Genomic DNA, 20,025 nt, shown 5'->3' on the forward strand with positions numbered 1-20,025 from the left:
TTAAAATGTATCATGCAAACTCCTCTTTCGGTTTCCACTGCTTTTCAGGACTTTCAAGCAATTCTTCCGCCGGCTTTTGCTTTCGGTTTGCCAGACTTAACAGTTTCTCCTTCACTTCTTCTTCCTTCATTTCTGGAAGTCTGTTCAGCACTTCCGACAATTCCATTTCACTGATTGGCGTCGCTTTTCCAATATAGATCTTGGGATATACTTTTTCGGACTGTATTTCACTGTCATCAAGCAGCTCTTCATAAAGTTTTTCGCCCGGACGCATACCTGTATATTGAATTTTGATTTCATTTTCCTCATAGCCGGAGAGCCGGATCATGTTTCTCGCCAGCTCCACGATTTTTACCGGTTCGCCCATATCCAGGACAAATACTTCACCGCCTGAAGCCAATAATCCGGCTTGAATCACGAGCCGTGAAGCTTCGGGAATCGTCATGAAATAGCGGGTCATTTCAGGATCAGTCACGGTCACCGGGCCACCCAGGGCAATCTGTTCCCGGAATAAAGGCACGACGCTCCCTCTGGAACCAAGTACGTTGCCGAAACGGACAGCCGCAAAAGTGGTATCGCTTTTCCTCGCAAGATTCTGGACGATCATTTCAGCAAAACGTTTGGTTGCGCCCATTATATTCGGTGGATTGACCGCTTTGTCGGTTGAAATAAGAACAAAGTTTCCAACTCCTGAAGCATCCGCGGCTTCCGCAACATTTTTTGTACCCATAATATTATTCTTCACTGCTTCAAACGGATTGGCCTCCATCAACGGTACGTGTTTATGGGCTGCGGCATGATAGATGACGTCCGGCTTATATTGTTCGATAATGGCAAAGATCCGTTCACGGTCCTGGACGTCTGCTATGATCGGCGTTATTTTTATGTTCTTATGAAGCTTCGCGCGCAGCTCCCTGTCTATATTGTAAATCGAGTTTTCACCATGCCCGAGCAGCAGGATGGCTGCCGGCTTGAAATTCCCGATTTGCCTGCAGATTTCAGAACCGATGGATCCTCCCGCGCCAGTGACCATGATCGTCTTGCCTTTCAGTTTCTCTTTAATCGCATCCATATCCAGTTTTACTTCTTCCCTGCCCAGAATGTCTTCAATTTTTACGTCCCGTATGTCATTGACTGTGACTTTTCCGAGCATCAGATCTTCTATCCGGGGGATAGTCTGAGTTTTAACACCCGAACTGATGCAGAGTTTAGTCAGTTCAGCCATTTCTTTTCTTGACATGGACGGGATCGCTATGACAATCTGATCGATATTATAAGGGTTCACCACTTCCGGTATATCTTTCAGCCGTCCCACAACCGGCAGCCCGTATACTTCCAGTCCCCATTTTTTAGGATCGTCATCAACAAACACCACCGGGTCTCTTCCCCATTCAGGGTTCTGCTGCATCTGGCGTACAATCATCCGCCCCGCCTGTCCCGCTCCGACTACCAAAGTGCGGCTCTTATCGGATGTTTTCCGGTTCATCGTCCAGTCATTGTACAGTCGAAGTGAAATCCTTGAAGCACCAAGCAACAGGATCAGCAGCATCCACGTCAGCATGAGTGTGCGTGTATAAAGCTGCCCCGAATACATGAACTGCATCACCATTGTGACAAACAAAGTCAGCGTAATCGCTTTAACCAGTGATTTCAGCTCTTCAATGGAGGCATATATCCACATTTTCTTGTAGAGTCCATAATGCCAGGCGAAAGAATGGTAACCGATGAAGAGCGTGGTCATGCTGATCAGCAGTATTTCATCGATAAAGACATTCTCATACGGATACAGGAAAAGAAAACAGAGAAATATGGATGAAAGAAGAATCAGTGAATCGAATGTGAATAATAAAATGTATCTTTTTTTAATACCCATTATCACTACCTCGTCTCATCTTCCATTTTCAGAATTTAATTGCCGTAATTTTGATAGTACATATGGTTTTTCGCCAGGTCGAAATTATTCATCACCACACCGAGAATCAATGCCTTTGCTGTCACTAAAGCATCCCGGGCCTTGACTACACTGGCTTTTTCCGTTTTTCCAGTATTGACCACAAGAACAGATCCATCGCATTTATTGGCAAGGATTTTTGAGTCTGCCACCGCAAGAAGCGGAGGTGAGTCTATGAGGATCAGATCGTATCTGCTTTTCAGCTCTTCCAAAAGAGCATCCATTTCTGGAGATTGCAGCAGTTCTGCAGGATTGCCGGGAATCTGGCCGCACATCAGCAGGTCCAGATTATTGATTCCGCTTCTTCTCACTGACTCACCCAGCCGCCCTTTTCGGAGCAGCAGATTGGAAAGTCCTGATTTATTGCTCATATGGAACGTATGGTGCAGGGTTGGACGCCTCATATCTGCGTCGATCAACAGCACTTTTTTTCCCGATTCTGCAAAGACGATGGCCATATTTGCACAAGTCGTCGATTTCCCTTCTTCTTTCGATGGCGAAGTGAAAAGGATTGTCTTCATGTCATCAGCCGGTAAGGAAAACATGATATTGGAGCGTATTGTGCGGTATTGTTCCGTTGTTATGGAATGGGGATCAGTACGTACCACCAATTTTCGCCCGGCTTGCCGTCTGGACTGTTTCTTGTTCACCATATGTTTCCAGCTCCTTTCCATTATAAGGATGCTCTGCTCTTCTGCTGTTTCTCATATCAGTCACTTTACTGACAATCCCAAGGACCTGAAGGCCAGGAATTTCTTCAATATCTTCTTCTGTTCGGACTGTAGTGTTCAGCTGATCCATCAGAATCGACAAGCCTATTCCAAACAGCAGGCCGAGCAGCGCACCCAACATCATATTCACAAGAGGATCCGGCCTTACCGGAACTACGTTTTCCCCAACATCCGCTGTTGCCAGGATATTGACATTGTCCACTTTCATCAGATCAGGAATTTTCTCCTGAAATATGGATGCCGTCGTATTGGAGATCAAAACAGCATTTTCAATATCAGGGTCTGTAACATCGATGTTTATCACCTGCGTGCTTTCAATATTGCTGACTGAGATCTTGTCATTGAGCGATTGGTATGTTTCATTCAGATTCAGTTCATCTATGACTTCATTCAGGATAACCTTGCTTTTGATGATGAGGCTGTAGGTGCTGATCAGCTGGATATTGGTGTTGATGTCCTGAGTGGTGAACTCCTGTGCGCTGGTGTCGTTTTTGTTGATCAGGATTTGTGTGGATGCCTGATACACAGGCTGGATGACCGTATAGCTGATTGCTCCGCTTATGGCCACAAAGGCGATGGCCAATAACAGGATCATCGGAATTCTTTGCCTTACACTTTTCAGGACTTCCAGAATATTTAACGGATTTTTCATCTTATGCACCTCTGGTTTCAGTTTGAGTGGGAATCATGTGCTGAAATTTATAATTGTTTATTGGCGAAATCACTTATATAAAGCATCTTCGAATATCTCCCTTTATAGGCATTCATCATCAGAATTATCCACAGCACCAGTCCCGCAGGTGCCAGCACCATACTTATCAGCCAGGAAAGTACCGGTATCAGGCCCAGCAAAAAATAGGCACTGAAGAATACGATTGAAATATAAATGGATTGAAGGGCATGGTAACGGACAAAATGATTTTCCCGCTCCACCAGCAGCATGATAAAGCCGGAAATGAATCCGAACAGATAGGTCAGTGAACCGGCAATGTTCTCCGTTAAGCCGAGTGACGTTCCCGCCGGCACCCGGATATTGGTATGCTGCGGACGTTTAAAGACTGTCTGGGATTCGAAATCCTGTATCCGTTTCTCGTCCGGCAGTTTGAAATTGTTTTCAATCACGTTAGTTCCTCCCTCTTTCTTCATTCATTAATGCCAATATTAAATTGAAAAGGTTAAAAGTAAGTTAAACCGGTTTTTTTATTCAGAAAATTTAAAAACAGGCCGAAAATTTCTCGGCCTGTTTTTGGACTTTCCTTTATTGGGCTATGAATTTATACCCGAATCCCCTGACTGTCCGGATGTAATCCGGCTTGGCCGGATCCTTTTCCATTTTTCTGCGAAGATTGCTGATATGCACTTTGACGGTCTGGATGTCGCCCTCCGAATAGTAACCCCACACACGGTCATATAATTGTTCAGCGGTCCATACCCTGTTCGGTGTCTGGGCCAGCAGCAGCAGAAGCTGGAATTCTTTATGGTACAGTTTTACAGGTTTGCCGCTGATGTAAAGTTCCCTGGCGTCCAAATGGATTTGAAGGTCCTTATATTCCAGAACGGCCAATTTATCCTCTTCTCCATTGCTCCAGCCGTTGCGGCGAAGAATGGCTTTAATGCGGGCTTCGAGTTCATTGAAGTCAAAGGGCTTTGTGATGTAATCGTCGCCGCCCGCATCCAGTCCCTGGATTTTATGATTCAAATCTTTCAGATAACTGATGAAGAGAATCGGCACTTTGGTCTGCAGGCGGATCTGTTCACAGGTTTTCAACCCGTTCATTCCGGGCATTTCAATATCGAGCAGGATGATATCGACTTGTTCTTTTGCCAGCTGGTCCATCGCTTCATAGCCATCTTCCGCTTCTACGATGCGATAGCCTTTCTTCATCAGAAAAAGCCTGATCAATTCACGGATGCCTTCCTCATCTTCCACAATCATTACAGTAGCTCCACTCATGCAATCCCCTCCGGTAATGTTTTTATAATGTAAAAGGCAATGAAATATAAAATGTGCTTCCTTTTCCAATCTCGCTCTCCGCCCAGATTTCACCTTTATGCGACAGAATGATTTCTTTGGCAATTGCGAGACCGAGGCCGCTGCCCTGCTGCTTATTCGGTACATCCCTTTTAAAGAACCTGTCAAAAATATGTGGAAGTATATCTTCCGGAATGCCGTTCCCCGTATCGGAGACTTTGATGATCACTTCACCATCAAAATCGCCAGCCTTAAAAGCATCTCCCTCTTTACCGCGGCTGAGGATTTCTGTGCTGATGGAAATTTTCCCATCTATTGATGAAGTATGTTTAACGGCATTCCATAATATATTCGAAAACACCTGATCCACCCGGCTTACATCTATGGACAGGACATAATCTTCCTGCCCCGGTTCTTTTCCAGCATCGATATATTCGAAAATCCTTCCACTTTGGGTAACGTCCGATTCCATCCCCTGAATCAGTCTGTCCAGCCAGTCTCCAAGCCTTACACTTTCAAAGCGGAGCGTCATATTGCCGGATTTATATTTCGCCAGTTCCACCAGATCTTCTGTCAGGCGTTCCAGCATCACCAGTTTGTTGTGGATCATATCCAGATAACGCGGATTTTTCTCATCGATGATGCTTTCTTTTACAGCCTGAATATAGCTGTGGATCAATGTGATCGGCGTCCCCAATTCGTGGGAAATCGTGGACAGCATTTCGTTGCGTGATTTTTCAATTTCCTGAATCTCGTCATTGACCGTCACAAGGTTCATATTGGTGATTTCGAGCGCCATTGTGCGCTCTTTGACATTCCGCTCCAAAAAGTAATTCATGTTTGTGATTTCCTGCGTTAAAGTCCGAAGGTTCGCCAGCGTATCGACTCTCAGAAGAAATTCTTCCTTGTCGCAGGGCTTCAGTAGATAATCATTGGCTCCGGCTGTAAACGCATCCGTTTTTTCCCGCAGCCCCGGCCTGTCGGAAAGCATGAGAATCGGCAATTCTGTCAGTGTATGTTCTTTCCGGATATGCCGGCACAATTCGTCTCCGTTCATATCCTCCAAAGCCCAGTCAAGAATCACCAGATCGATTGGCAGATCTTCCAATAAACGAATTGCCTCCATCCCGCCGCCTGCTCCAAATACTGAATAGCCTTCCCTTTCCAGCTGATAAATAAGCAGCTGCCGGTTAACTTCCTCACGTTCGACAACAAGGGCGCGTATCTGGCTTGTGCTTTTTCTTCTGGTGGTAACCGTCTCGGCAATATCCGCGGCAGTGAACTCTTCAATCAGCGGAATTTGCGTTTCGTCAATCGTTTCGCCAATGTCAGGCATATAAATAGGCAATGTAAAACTGAATGTGGATCCCGCTCCAGGAGATGACTCCACTTTCAGCCATCCTCCGTGAAGCTCCACCAGGCGTTTCGTGATATTCAAACCGATTCCTGTGCCAGCCTCCCCGCCTTTTCCCCAGTCGCCGTCTTTTTGGAAAGCTTCAAACAATGAAGGGATTTTATTCTGTTCAATGCCTTTGCCGGTATCCCTGACAGACACTTGTATATGCCTGCCCGCTTTCTTTGCTGATACGACGATTTCCCCTGATACTGTCTGGTCAATGGCATTTTCCACAAGATTATATAAAATCTGCTGATATCGATCCGGATCTGCAATGGCTTCCGGCAGATTGTGCGGGACCGTTTCATAAAGCCGCACTTCGGGATTTTTCAACAATGGCCTGCAAATTTCAAGAACATTTTCTGTCAGATCGTGCAGATTCACAGGCTCTACATGTATTTCAAGGGAATTTTGCTTCAGCTTGGAAAAGTCCAGTATGGAATCGATCATATGTGCAAGTTTTTTTCCATTTGATACGATTGCCCCCAACTGATGGCCTGCGGCAGCCGACATTCTTCCTAAATTCGAATCCTGCAGCGTTTCAGCGATTCCAATCATGCCATACAGAGGGGTGCGCATCCCATGTGAGGTGATTGCCAATAATTCGTCCTTGCGTTCGTTGGCATGTTTTAACGACTCCATCTCCAGGCGCTGCCGTTCAACGGCTTTCTTCTCCCGATTAATTTTTTCATTAATTTTGGAAGCTTCTTTGTCGGATAAAGAAAAAGCGGAAAGGAACACAGAAGCTCCGACTGTAAGATATATGACATTTTTCGCTTCTGTACTTAAATAAGAAATGCCGTACAGCATGACAAAGGAAATTCCGGAGCCGATCAGGAAAAGTGCAGATCCAGCTGTAAAATAACGCGCGTATTTTATTCCTTTGCTCCAGCTGGCCGCAGAAACAGTGAGCATCAGTACAGCGCTGGCGATCAGCGAGACCGGCAGGAGCAGGCTCAAGAATTCCTCGAAAACGGGCAGTAATACAATAAAAGCCGCATTCGCCCACACCATCGCTTTTATGAAATTTCTGGAAACTGGAAAATGGCGCCTTGTATCCAGAAAACTTTCTGTGTAAAGCAAGGCAAAGATACTGATGATTCCAATGCCTGCATAAATAAGCCTTCCGTCAAACCAGGATGAATCCGGCCATATATGGGAAAGTGTCATTCCAGCCAAAGCCATAAGGCTGCAGAACACCGATGCGCCGAACAAGAGAAAATACAGGTAAACCCGTTGGCGGTGCCGGATAAACTGGCTGAGATAATAGACAGACAGAACAAGCGCGATGCCGTAAAGCAAGCCGGCCAGCGCGGTGATTGATTGTGAATGCACTTCGAATGCATCCCTGCTCCATAGGGTAAGGGGCAGCTGCAAAGGACTGTCGGATTTAAAGTACAGATAAAATGTGGCTGCATCCCGACCTTCAAAATTCAAATCAAAAACCGGGTGGTGGTGGTGGTATCCTGAATCGGTCTCAGGTATTTCCCTTCCAGCTCCCTGAGCGGCAAAGCCCCCATCTGAATCTGGCGAATACAGCACGGCCTGCTCCAATGAAGAGACCGGCAATTCCAGGAGCCATTCTGTTTCTTCCGCATTATCAATGACATTGAATTGGACCCAGTAGGAAGTTTCCGCATCCCCCCTGGCTATGATGCCTTCAGCATTCGGCATAAAATTCCAGTGCAGGGGAGGAGCTGTCACTTCTTCAATGGAGTAGCTGTCTTCCGGGTCTTTTAAGATGAAGAGAAACTGATCCAAAGATACCTTATCAACGGATTCCTTCAGCTCAACTGCGCCGTTATGAATGGCAAGCGGCGCCTCTTCTTTTTCCGGCACCTCCAGCAGCAGCACTAACAGCAGCACCGAGAAAATTCTTATGATTAAGATATTCTTTATGTAGAACTTGCCCATCCAATATACACCTCATTTATCTAAAAATTCAAATAATTAATGTTATTATTATATTTTTATGGTAAATGTGGTATCCAAATTCAAATATAACGTGCTTTTCTGCTTACAATATGGGATTATTATAAATTAATTGTTACATATAATGGTTATTTAGCAGGACTCTCGCTATTGCATATCATATCATTAAGCTTATTAAATGTGAATAAATTTAATTCTGAATATTCAAATATTCTTTTATACCTATATTTGTCTTAATTAAACAGAAAGACCGTCCCAAGGCGGCATGCCTCAGAGACGGTCTTGATGGGACTTATTCTGTTTCAGGTTCTTCTCTGCATACATCGCCTTGTCCGCGTCTTTCAGGATGGACGATATGGTTGAATTTTTATCCGGCAGCGTCATGCCGATGCTGGTGGAAACCGATAGCGTGATTCCTTCGAGCTCCCATGGCTGCATCATAGCTTCCCGGATTTTATTCATGACAAGTGTGGCGGATTTTTCAGAATCGACGCCTGGCAGGAGAATGATGAATTCATCTCCCCCGAGACGGGCGGCGAGATCTTCTTTATAAATACCTGCTTTCAATCGTTTACCGAATTCACGGATTACAGCATCGCCGATTTCATGTCCCCATTTATCATTGATCCCTTTGAATTTATCAATATCGAGAAGGAACACCGCAAAATTTTCGCCTTTCGTCTGGTAGCCGGCCAAAGCTTTTTCCAATGATTCCTGAAAATAACGGCGGTTCGGCAATCCTGTCAAAGGATCATGATAAGCATAAAATTCCAGTTTGGTTTCGTAATCTTTCTGGATTGATATATCCCGTACAATCATGACCATGTGGCTGTAGTTGCCATTATCATCAAAAACAGGGGTGCCGTTCAGCTCGGACCAGATCCAGTCACCATTCTTATGGCCCACACGAACCCGGATCTTGCAGACTTCGCCGCTTTTTATGGATGCGCTCAATGTACCGTATAATTGCCCGATATCTTCCGGGTGAATATTGTAAAAGGCGTCCGTCGTTTTATACTCATCAGGAGAAAATCCGAATACATCTTCAAGCGAAGGTGAAATATACAGATAATCTTTAAGGTGATTGATCAGGATGATTACATCATTGGCATTCTCCGCAATAACCCGGAAGTTCTTTTCGCTTTCCATGTACAGATCAACCATCTGATCCAATTCCCGCATATCTTTCAGGAGGACGTAAAAACCGGTTGTCACTTCCTGGATTTTAATGGGGATGAATTTAACCAGGGCTCCAAGACGCTCCTGATTCTTTTGGGTAATGGTGATGCGGAAGTTCGTAAAGATTCCTTTTTTTGCTTTCCGAAAATTTTTCATCGTTCTCCAGCGGTCTTCAGGCACAACGAAATCAACCACACGCCGGCCAATCAAATCTTCCATAGTATGTCCGCTGAGCATTTGTCCGATGGGATTTGCCCCACTTATATTGCCTTTCAGATCCAGTGTGAAAATCGCATCCCCATTATGCTCAAATAGCGAATGGTACAAGGAGCGGCTCTCTTCAAGGCTTTTCCATGCTTCCATGCTGTCCTGCTTGGCCACGACTTCATTGGTGATATCCTGAACCATACTGACGATATGGGTAAGCTTGCCTTTGCCGTCGAACATTGGGGCCAGGCATGTTTTTGAAAATCGCAATTCCCCCTCAGGATCGACGTAGCTGTCTTCATAAATGATTTGGCTGCCGCTGTCCACTACTCTGGAATATTGCAGACTCATCATGTCCGCCATCTCTTTGGATTGCATGTCATGAAACGTTTTTCCTATAGCAGATAAATCCAAATCAGTGTGGGCCATAGCCGACTGATTCATGAATTCATAATACATCCCTTCTTTTTCCACACGGACAATAAAAATCATTTCCTGGATTCCGTCTATTAAAGCTTTCTCCAAAGATAATGTTGCAATCCCCTGTATCATATAACTGCCCCCCATACCCCTGTTCGTAAATTCTCTGAATCTGCTGCTCTGCTATATTCCAGTTTAACAGATTGTAATTTAAAATAAACCATTAGTCCCATTAATTCTTAAACTACTTATAGAATGGAAATTATGTTTTTCATCAGATATTTTTCTTCAAAGTCCTTCAGCTTTAAGGGTTTATCATAATAATAGCCCTGGAAATTTGTACAGGAATTTTCTTTTAGAAATAAAATTTCTTCGGGTCTTTCTACCCCTTCTGCCAACAGCTCACATTCTATACTTCGGGCCAGGTGGATCAGCGATTTCAACACAGCTTCCGATTTCACATCTTCACCTATCTTCCGGATGAAATAGCGGTCGATTTTTATTTTATTGATGGGAAACTGGGTCAGGTATGAAATCATTGAAAATCCAGTGCCAAAATCATCGATGGCAATGGAAATTCCTTTCTCCCGGCACATTTCAAGGTTCCTCATCGTCGTTTCCGAATAAGCCATTTCCGCATGTTCAGTCAGCTCTACTTCCAGCAGCGCCGGACAGACATCGTAATGCTCCAGCAGCCGGAAGAATTCATCGAAGAAAACAGGATTTGCCAGCAGTGAAGGTGTCATATTAATCGCCGTTTTGATGTTCCAGCCATAACGTTTTTCCCAGTCTTTAATTACTTGCAATACTCCGTGCAATAAATGAGTTGTCAAATGGGCAATCGTGCCCGATTGCTCAGCCACTTCGATAAATTCAAGCGGCGACAGTTCCCCCAGCACCGGGTGTTTCCATCTGGCAAGAACTTCGATTCCGGAAAGATTAATGCCTTCGTCTGCAATTTGAGGCTGAACAGTAAAATAGAATCCTGAATTTTCCAGGCATTCCATCAGGCTTTTTTCAATCAACACCCGCCGTTCGCGCTCGGCCGTCATGGCTGGCCGATAAAATGCATACGACGACCCCTTGATTTTTTTCGCTTCATACATGGCAGTTTCAGCATAAGGAACAAGATCCCTCAACCTTTTCGTATCAAACGGAATGCAGGCAATTCCGATGCTCGCGGTAACATAGGCTGACTGAAAATCAGCAAGCGGAAAAGGGTCCTTAAAGAGGTCCAAAAGTTTTTCTGCCATCTTTTCCAATCGTTCACGAGGCGCGGATTCCAGGATTATGATAAATTCATCTCCTTCAAGCCGGCCCACATGACAGCGTTTATCAGTCAATGTCCGAAGCCTTTCCGCAACACTCACAATCACTTTATCGCCTGAAGAGTAATTATAAAGTGCATTGATGAACTTCAGGTTGTCGAGATTGAGGTAAAAAAAGGAAAATTTTTTTCCTTTCTCTTTAAGCGAAAGAGCGATTTCCGTCATTTTCCTCCGGTTGGGCAACCCTGTCAAAAAATCAAAATAAGCAAAATCCGTCAGCTTTTCCTTAAGCTTCTTCTGCTGATCAATATTCTGCCAGTAAATCGCCAATCCTCTATTTTCTACCGGAACAAGCTTAATATGAAACCACCCGCCGTAATCGGCAAAATGGTTTTCAAATTCTATTTTTTCGTTGGTTTGTCTGGCCAGCTTTATGCGCTGTGCAATTTCACTTTCTTCAAAACCCGGAAAAATATCGAGAATATACCTGCCCAGGACTTCTTCCGGCTCCCTGCCAATCAGCCGGCACGCCACTTCATTTATATAATTGAATTCCAATCGATTGTTCAGTAAATAAAAACCGTCTGTCATGGTTTCCAGCACGCTCTCTGCTTTAATGGTGCCAATGCCTGTGCCTGTTGCCGGCGTTTCTTTCTTCACTTTCGCACTCTCCCATATCCCTGGCATGAATTCTTATCCAACAAATTTTCCCTTATAGGAAAACAGTAAAATATACCGTGAATAGTAATTATATACCTAAAATAAAGAAATTAAACGGTTACAATGAACTATTATGAAAAGTCAGTTTCTATACCTTTCTTGCTTTGAAACTCTTCTATATAATATAGACAAAAAGGAGGGTGCCGCAATGTGCCTGATTAATTTTCAATACAGACAACATCCTCACTATAAATTAGTGGTCGCTGCAAATCGCGATGAATTTTACGGGCGGCCGGCTCTCCAGGCTCATTTCTGGGAAGATCATCCTGAAATTCTTGCCGGGCGTGACCTGTCGCAGATGGGGACATGGCTCGGCGTCACAAAGTCCGGACGCTTTGCAGCCCTGACCAATTTCCGTGATCCGTCTCTGCCGGAAACCGGAAAGATTTCCCGCGGTGCATTGGTCCGGGATTATCTGGCTTCCGATTCAAACCCTGAAAACTTTCTGAAAGCTCTCGAGCCCGATGCCTATACTGGTTTCAATGTGCTGCTTGGTGATACAGAAAAGCTATTTTACTACAATAATCTCCAGCAGGAAATCGTTGATGTCAGTCCCGGAATCCACGGCTTGAGCAATCATTTCCTGAACACTCCCTGGCCAAAAGTCGTTAAAGGCAAGTCCCGCCTGGAAAGCTATTTGGACAATACACCCGAAGCAGATCCAGACGATTTATTTGAGCTGCTGCTGGACGCGGAACAGGCTGCCGATCCGCATCTTCCAGTGACGGGCGTTGGGTTGGAATTCGAACGGATCCTGTCCCCGATATTCATTAAAACGCCGGATTACGGAACCAGGTCGGCGACGGTCCTGCTGGTGGATTATGAAAATAATATTACTTTCGCGGAGCGAACCTATGAAAAGGGCGAGTTCTCATTACAGAACATTTTCCGCTTTTAGGCAAAGAACAGTTAAAAACCTGTTCAACAAAATAAAATCCGGCCCTTTTCTGCAGAGGGCCGGATTTTTATTATGAACTTTATTCAAATTCCACTGTCATGCTGTCGAGCAGTCGTTTGTATTCTTCATGCCAGTGCTGCCATTCCTGATCGCGGTTGATATTATCCCCGTTTAAAATGGCATCAATCACAGCGAGGCAGACATGCCAGCCCGCGAGATCCTTCGCGGTCTGCGGTGTGATGCGCTCAATTGTTTCAACCAGGCGCAATGTGCTGTTGCCATCACCTGCCTCTTCCACTTCAAAACGGATATGATCATCCCACCATTCAAAAGCGAGCACTCGGCCTTCTTCATAATCGGTGATGACCAGCTGTTCCTTATTTCCATCACCCATATCAAAAATGAGATGGCCTCCTTTGCGCGCCTCATCCATACGCAATTCATCAAACCACCCGGCTAATTTATCGTTGTCGGTAAGCATACTCCATACTTCTTTGGTTCCGTGAGCCGGCTGCCGAACGAAAACCGCTTTATAGCCTCTGTCCAGCTGCGTGATTTCTGCCCTCATCGCTATCCCTCCATCTTCTTATCTATCTGTAATTATACCCTTGCGCGGGGATAATGTAACAAAGTTTCGGGTATAGCTATTTTAAGGAGTTGAAGCTGATGAGACTTGGATATGCATGCATGAATACAGAATTGAAGAGTGTGTTCCGTACGCTGCGTGTTGCTACTGCCGAAGCCGAAGGCACAGGCAAGATCAAAGAACTGGCCCTGAAAAATATGCAGACGACATTGGATATCATCAATTGGAATCTGGCGAACGATATTTATTTTTACCGCGCATCGAGTTCAATTGTCCCACTTTCGACACATCCCATAAATGACTGGATCTGGTGGGAAGATCCCGATTTTCTTTTTATTGCCGGGCAGATCCGTGATATCGTGGAAACACATCAGATGAGGGTTTCCGTCCACCCTGGCCAATATACCGTATTGAATTCGCCTAAACCTGAAGTTGTCGAGAAATCGATACAGGACCTTGATTACCATGAAAAACTGATATCGCTCCTTGGCGGCAATGATATCATCATCCATACCGGCGGAGCTTATGGTGATAAAGAAAAAGCTAAACAGCAATTTGCCGACACGTATCTGACATTGCCGGAAGCGATCCGCAGGCGGATCCGCCTTGAAAATGATGATAAAACTTTTACAATACGTGATGTCCTGGATGTCCATAAACTCTGCGGCGTCCCTATCTGTTTTGATATCCACCATCATAATTGCAATAATGACGGGACTTCTGTCGACTTCGCCGAAATTCTCGCAACCTGGGAAGGATACGGCACACCGAAAATCCACATCAGCACAGGCAAGGAAGGTTTTACGGATCTTCGCCATCATGAACTGGTGTCGGAAGCTGATTTCGAACAGCTGCTCCTGCTGCTTGGCGGCACAGATGCTGATATCATGTTCGAAGCCAAATTGAAAGAGCAGTCGGTGCTGCCTTTCCTGAAGCTGTTGAATGAAAAGGCGAAAAAATAATATTATCTTTTCCGATTCCCGAAAGGCGCGCCTTCTCTGATCTTTTCCAGCAGGCGCGCCTTTCTTTTTTTCATTCCTGCGACTGAGACTCCGTACAGCTCCGCAAGCTGTCTGACGGCTTTATCTTCAACAAATAATTCATGCAGCAATCTGCGTTCCTTCCCATTTAAAGGGATGGATCCGATCCATTCTGGCAGCTCATTCTCCTCAAGCGGCATTTCCAGTTCCTCAAAATGTTTTCCTTCACTGAGAAGAAAAATCCTGGAGTATCTTCCTTCCCGTATCAATTCATCGAGCATCGCACCATGTATAGTCCTGAAGGCAAAAGGCGTAAAATCCCCTTTATCCCCGTCAAATCGGATCCATGCCTGCCAAAGCGCAACTTTTCCTATCTGGCGATAATTCTCATGGTCACGGTAAATATGCATCTTCCTGATCAGCGCTGAAATCATCGGCGCATATTGCGCATCAACTTCCTCAAAACCTTTTGTTCCAATAAAATCTGCCATGTTTTATTCCTTCTGAACGTTCGTTTATTCCCGGGTAAGCTCAGAATAGAAGAAGGCGAGGTTGTAAGCCAGCTGACGTACAGACAGTTACCGGCAGACAAACTTTTAGTACGGCTGACGGGAACTTTTCGGCAGAAAAAATGAAAAAACTAAAAACATATTATTTTCTGATAATGGCTATTGCCTGCATATCGGATGAATGGTAAAATTTTCATGTAACCAGAAAGAGGTGTAAGTTGGTGGAGAGACAAGATGAACATTTTATCGATCAATCCGTGTTATTCGTTCTATCCGCTTTTGAAACTGAAAAGAAATCAAAAATTGTAACGAAGCATGGCGTGTATTATTCACGTGACTCCGTTTTGTCGCTGATCGATAAAGCATGCATGCTGTCTGCCTCAACTTACGAAGGCAGGATCAAAGCAAACCGGCATAACCTGAAGCATTTCAAGAAAACCACATTATTCATCTGGGAAGGTTTGTCTGGCTATCCCACACATTCACCTTCCAATCCGGACTGTGTATGGATCCTCAACCATGACAACCGCTTTGAATCATTGGGACCAAACCGTACCCGCGTCCATTACGACCGGTGGGATGTGCATATCGACGTCAATGTGTCGATAAACATCCTGAAAAAACAAAAGATGCGCATGTCGGAAATGCTGTATTTCTACACAACCGTGAAGGCCAGGCAGAAGAACTAGGTATTTCCTGGGAAATATTAAGAGCAGGAAACAATTAAAAGAGCCGAAACTCAATCAGCATGTTGAGTTTCGGCTCTTTTTATCTATATTCCGGTTCTTATGCCGACGGCAGTGTTTAATTTTTTTTGTAATTTACGGAACAGCAGTGACGATCAAACAGTCACAAAATCTACATAAAATACCAGACGGATCAAATTGACTTTGACATTTAAAAACTCTATGATTTTACTAATGACCAATCAGTCACTTTTTGTGACTAATGAGTTACAAGGAGGAAATCCATGGATAAAAAACAGGAATTGATGAATGCTGCAGTACACCTCTTTTCTATAAAAGGTTTCCATCAGACTTCGGTCCAGGAAATCGCCAATGCTGTGGATATATCGAAAGGCGCGTTCTATAAGCATTACGATTCCAAGGAAAGCTTATTGGTCGGCATCCTGAAACGGTACCAGGCTGAAACTCTGCATGGCCTGAACCGCCTGGAGATTTCCGCTGGCCTCACACCCAAGGAAGCTTTTGCGAAGAAATTGGCTTTTGAACTTGAAAGCATTCTTGCTGACCGGGATTTTTTCATCATGGTATTCAAGGATATGCCTACAGAAGACAATGAGCAGCTTACTTCGTTGATGCAAGATATGCGGAGTTCTTCTTCAAAATTCCATAAAGATATGCTGCTGGAAGCTTTCGGCGTGGAAATTGAGCCATTTTTAGAGGATATGACGATTGTTGTCGAAGGCGTTTTGAAGGAATACATGATCACCATCATTCTTGAAAACCGTCAATTATCGATCGATAAATTGAGCCGGTTCATCGCCTCTTCCGTAGAAGCGATTGTGCTGCAGCTTCCATCGATGGAAGCTGTCATTACAGAAAAAGATGAAGATGATTTTTCGCTCGACAGCTTATTTGCCGATATTGAAACAAAAATTAAGCTGTATTCGAAAAACACCGCCCAATTGCTGTCCTCGCTGGATTTATTGCGACAGGAACTGCAGCAGGATGAACCACGCGACTTCCTTATCGAAGTGCTGGCCAATTATTTGATGCAGGAAAAACAAATTGAAAAAGAAGTTCTTCTGTTGAAGAATCATCACTGAGGAGTGTCAAGGTTGAAGAAGATTATCGATTTTTCATTGAACAATAAATTCGCCATCTGGATTTTGACGATCATGGTCGTTGTGGCTGGCCTTTACGCGGGGCTGACAATGAAACAGGAGTCTATTCCAAGCATCACTTTACCGGCTGTCACCGTTGTGACCGTCTATCCGGGGGCTGCACCGGATGAAGTGATGGAAGAAATAACTGTTCCTTTTGAACAGCGCATCCAGAATATGAATGGCGTGGAGCTGACAACGTCATCTTCGATGGCCAATGCCTCGACTATTCAAGTCCAATACGCTTTTGAAGTGGACATGGATGAAGCCGTCCGCGAACTGGAAGATGCCTTATCGCAGATTTCAATTCCGGATGCAGCAAATGAACCGCAAGTTTCACGTCTGAGTATTGATGCTTTCCCTATTTTGGCGCTCAGCATCAGCAGTTCAGGAAGTTCGCTGGAAGAATTGACTGCAACTGTGGAAAACAATGTCCTGCCTTTGCTTGAAGGAGTTGAAGGATTATCGGACGCACAGGTTTCCGGTCAGCGCATGCAAAAAGTCAGCATGACGTTTGATGAAGCAGCATTGGCTCAGTTCGGTTTGAATGAGGAGACGATCCAGCAACTGATACAGGGATCAAATCTGACATTCCCGCTTGGACTGACTGAATTCGGCGGAGAAGTTAAAAACCTTGTAATCGACGGCAACATCACGACTGTCGATGATCTGCGTAATCTGCAGATACCAGCAATTCCGCAGCAGGTTCCAGGAGCAGGGGCACCTGGTGAAATGCCGGTAGCCCCTGCTCCTGGACAGACTCCTGAGGCTCCGCCGGCTGAAGCACCTGCCGGAACACCGTCTGCACCGCAAACGCCGGCAGCTGCCGGCATTCCGACAATTGCATTAAGTGAATTGGCTGAAATTGAAGTAGTGAGCGAAGCCGAATCAATCTCCCGTACAAACGGAGAAGAATCGATTGGGGTTTCCATTGTTAAAGCACCGGATGCCAACACAGTTGAAGTTGCAAACAGCGTAAAAGATATCGTTGCTGAAGTCGAAGAAGAATACGGCTTGACTGTGGCTACTACTTTTGACCAGGCTGAACCGATTGAGCAGTCCGTCGAAACGATGCTCAGCAAGGCCATGTTTGGAATCCTGTTCGCAGTGGCCATTATTCTGCTGTTCCTGCGCAGCTTTAAAACGACACTGATTTCCATCATCTCGATTCCTTTATCTTTATTGATGGCGATATTCCTGTTGAATCAAATGGACATCACCTTGAATATCATGACGCTCGGCGCATTGACGGTCGCAATCGGTCGGGTCATCGATGACTCGATCGTTGTCATCGAAAACATTTACCGCCGCATGAGCTTACCGGGTGAAAAATTGCGCGGCAAAGAGTTGGTGCGCGAAGCAACGAATGAAATGTTCCTTCCAATTTTCTCATCGACTGTTGTAACGATTGCCGTGTTCCTGCCACTGGCTCTAGTCAGCGGGCAGATCGGTGAATTATTCCTGCCGTTCGCACTTGCAATGGTATTCGCACTGTCTGCTTCATTGGTTGTGGCAGTTACCATCGTGCCGATGATGGCGCATTTGATGTACCGCAAGCAATTGCTGAAACCGGGTGCCGCTAAAGGCGTCAAAAAAGAGCATAAACCCGGCAAAATGGCAGCCAGTTACAAACGCATCCTCGAATGGTCACTGAACCACAAAATCATTACATTCGGCGGAGCAACTGTTCTTCTTGCCGCGAGTTTATTCATCCTGCCGGTAATCGGCGTCACTTTCCTGCCGGAACAGGAACAAAAAATGGTCATGGCCACATACAGCCCGGAGCCAGGCCAGACGCGTGAAGACGTCGAAGCGATCGCGCTTGATGCTGAAATTGCAATTGCCGATCGCGAAGGCGTCACATCGTACCAGTACTCGCTTGGCGGAGGCAATCCGATGACAGCGATGGGTGGAGGCGGAGACAATTCCGCATTGTTCTATATTGAATATGGCTCTGATTTTGAAAACTTCAGCGATGAAAGCACGAAATTGATTGAAGACTTGAATGCTTCGACTGAAGCAGGCGAATGGAGCAGTTTGGATTTTGCTGCGATGGGCGCAAGCGGAATTGAATTATTCATTTACGGCGACAATCTGGAAGAAATCCAGGCAGCGATGGATCAGATCCAGCCCCTCATGGAAGAGCATGAAGGCCTTGAAAATACAGATTCGAGCCTGACGGAAGCTTATGATCAATTTACATTAGTTGCGAACCAGCAGGCTTTAAGTGAAAACGGCTTGACTGCTGCACAGATCGGCATGGCATTAAGCGATGCAGGTGAAGCTCCAGTCTTGACGACAGTACAGCATGAAGATAAAGAAATTAACGTTTATATTGAAACGGAAGAAACTGAGTACGCGGGCATCGAGGACGTGACAAGCGTTGAAATTCCAACTGCACTGGGGACTACAGTTACGATTGGCGATGTGATGGAAGTCGAAGAAGGAAAATCCCCTGATACGATCAACCGCCGCGACGGCCAGATATACGCTTCTCTTACTGCAGAAGTGCTCGGCAATAACGCAGCTGAAATCACAGCTGACATTGACGTACAAATTACAGAACTTGAACTGCCAGCCGGTATTACAACTGACCACGGCGGAATCACGGAACAGATCAATGAATCATTCACACAGCTTGGCATGGCAATGCTTGCAGCCATTGCCATTGTATACTTCGTATTGGTCGTAACATTTGGCGGAGCACTTGCACCATTTGCCATCCTGTTCTCCCTGCCGTTCACTGTAATCGGCGTGCTCGTGGCGCTTTGGATAACTGGTGAAGCTTTAAGTGTCAACGCATTGATCGGTGTACTCATGCTGATCGGTATCGTAGTCACGAATGCCATTGTATTGATCGACCGGGTCATTCACAGTGAAAAAGCGGGTCTTTCCACGCGCGAAGCCCTTCTTGAAGGCGGCGTGACACGTCTCCGTCCAATCCTGATGACTGCCCTCGCCACTATCGGCGCACTCATCCCTCTTGCCATAGGTGCAGAAGGCGATGGCGGCGGACTGATTTCACAGGCACTCGGCATCACAGTTATCGGCGGACTCATCAGCTCCACTTTATTGACATTGGTCATCGTGCCGATTGTTTATGAAGTGACAGCGAAGTTCAGACGGAAAGAATTGAACGGGGAATAAATTTTTATGAAGTGATAGAGTAAGTTTAAATTGAAATAGTTGGATTTGATTTCAAAGTTAAGTTCAAATTCAAGTGCAAGATGGATGGAGCCCTCCGGTCGGAGGGCTCCTATTTTTGTGGGTGGATTTTAGTGTAACCGCAACTAAATGGTTTAAGAAAGCAACTAAACTCTCGAAAATCGCAACAACTCGGTGGAAAAATTATACATATATATTTACTACTTATAATAACAGTAAACTTCACCTGAAAATAACCCGTATGATCTTCCAACCGCACCCCAAA

Annotated in this window: 15 protein-coding genes; 5 read left to right on the forward strand and 10 right to left on the reverse strand. The window is 45.2% G+C overall.

The genetic code is table 11. The features are described from left to right. Positions 1-10: 10 nt before the first annotated feature. The 8 genes from KW93_RS11230 to KW93_RS11265 form a co-directional block, all read right to left on the reverse strand. Positions 11-1,873 (reverse strand): polysaccharide biosynthesis protein, encoded by a 1,863-nt coding sequence (locus KW93_RS11230; RefSeq protein ID WP_033543107.1) that lies wholly within the window; start codon positions 1,871-1,873, stop codon positions 11-13. Between the two features lie 35 nt (positions 1,874-1,908). Beyond that, positions 1,909-2,559: a CpsD/CapB family tyrosine-protein kinase gene (locus KW93_RS11235; protein ID WP_327078718.1), complete on the reverse strand. Its 651-nt coding sequence runs from the start codon at positions 2,557-2,559 to the stop codon at positions 1,909-1,911. Then, complete coding sequence (locus tag KW93_RS11240) at positions 2,546-3,334, reverse strand: YveK family protein (RefSeq protein ID WP_033543109.1); 789 nt, start codon at positions 3,332-3,334, stop codon at positions 2,546-2,548. Before KW93_RS11240 ends, KW93_RS11235 begins: the two co-directional genes overlap by 14 nt. A 47-nt stretch (positions 3,335-3,381) precedes the next feature. Beyond that, complete coding sequence (locus KW93_RS11245; RefSeq protein WP_235318406.1) at positions 3,382-3,804, reverse strand: DUF4870 domain-containing protein; 423 nt, start codon at positions 3,802-3,804, stop codon at positions 3,382-3,384. A 136-nt stretch (positions 3,805-3,940) separates the two neighbouring features. Beyond that, positions 3,941-4,636, reverse strand: a complete 696-nt coding sequence (locus tag KW93_RS11250; protein ID WP_033543110.1) for a response regulator transcription factor — start codon at positions 4,634-4,636, stop codon at positions 3,941-3,943. Between the two features lie 22 nt (positions 4,637-4,658). Beyond that, positions 4,659-7,964 (reverse strand): ATP-binding protein, encoded by a 3,306-nt coding sequence (locus KW93_RS11255; RefSeq protein WP_033543111.1) that lies wholly within the window; start codon positions 7,962-7,964, stop codon positions 4,659-4,661. Positions 7,965-8,252: 288 nt separating this feature from the next. Then, the gene (locus tag KW93_RS11260; RefSeq protein WP_033543112.1) at positions 8,253-9,920 is read right to left on the reverse strand and encodes a diguanylate cyclase domain-containing protein; all 1,668 of its coding nucleotides are present in this window, start codon (positions 9,918-9,920) and stop codon (positions 8,253-8,255) included. A gap of 116 nt (positions 9,921-10,036) precedes the next feature. Then, the gene (locus KW93_RS11265; RefSeq protein ID WP_052131576.1) at positions 10,037-11,716 is read right to left on the reverse strand and encodes a putative bifunctional diguanylate cyclase/phosphodiesterase; all 1,680 of its coding nucleotides are present in this window, start codon (positions 11,714-11,716) and stop codon (positions 10,037-10,039) included. A 208-nt stretch (positions 11,717-11,924) separates the two neighbouring features. On the opposite strand from KW93_RS11265, the gene KW93_RS11270 reads away from it, so the two are divergent. Then, complete coding sequence (locus tag KW93_RS11270) at positions 11,925-12,674, forward strand: NRDE family protein (protein ID WP_033543113.1); 750 nt, start codon at positions 11,925-11,927, stop codon at positions 12,672-12,674. A 79-nt stretch (positions 12,675-12,753) separates the two neighbouring features. Here KW93_RS11270 and KW93_RS11275 read toward each other — a convergent pair whose 3' ends face one another. Next, positions 12,754-13,242 (reverse strand): SRPBCC domain-containing protein, encoded by a 489-nt coding sequence (locus tag KW93_RS11275; RefSeq protein ID WP_033543114.1) that lies wholly within the window; start codon positions 13,240-13,242, stop codon positions 12,754-12,756. Between the two features lie 98 nt (positions 13,243-13,340). Between KW93_RS11275 and uvsE the strand changes: the two genes are divergently transcribed. Then, on the forward strand, positions 13,341-14,222 hold the full coding sequence (gene uvsE / locus KW93_RS11280) for a UV DNA damage repair endonuclease UvsE (RefSeq protein WP_033543115.1): 882 nt from the start codon (positions 13,341-13,343) through the stop codon (positions 14,220-14,222). A gap of 2 nt (positions 14,223-14,224) precedes the next feature. Here uvsE and KW93_RS11285 read toward each other — a convergent pair whose 3' ends face one another. Further along, positions 14,225-14,731, reverse strand: coding sequence for a sigma-70 family RNA polymerase sigma factor (locus tag KW93_RS11285; protein WP_033543116.1), 507 nt, complete (start codon positions 14,729-14,731; stop codon positions 14,225-14,227). Between the two features lie 239 nt (positions 14,732-14,970). On the opposite strand from KW93_RS11285, the gene KW93_RS11290 reads away from it, so the two are divergent. The 3 genes from KW93_RS11290 to KW93_RS11300 all read left to right on the forward strand — a co-directional run bounded on the left by KW93_RS11290 (position 14,971) and on the right by KW93_RS11300 (position 19,742). Further along, entirely contained in the window at positions 14,971-15,438 is a 468-nt protein-coding gene (locus KW93_RS11290; RefSeq protein WP_033543126.1) for a competence protein ComK, read from the forward strand. 281 nt (positions 15,439-15,719) lie between these two features. Beyond that, a complete protein-coding gene (locus KW93_RS11295; protein WP_033543117.1) occupies positions 15,720-16,538 on the forward strand; it encodes a TetR/AcrR family transcriptional regulator in 819 nt (272 codons plus the stop codon). Between the two features lie 12 nt (positions 16,539-16,550). Beyond that, positions 16,551-19,742, forward strand: a complete 3,192-nt coding sequence (locus tag KW93_RS11300; RefSeq protein ID WP_033543118.1) for an efflux RND transporter permease subunit — start codon at positions 16,551-16,553, stop codon at positions 19,740-19,742. Positions 19,743-20,025: the final 283 nt, after the last annotated feature.

This window comes from Planococcus sp. CAU13 (assembly GCF_000775575.1).
GTDB lineage: Bacteria > Bacillota > Bacilli > Bacillales_A > Planococcaceae > Planococcus.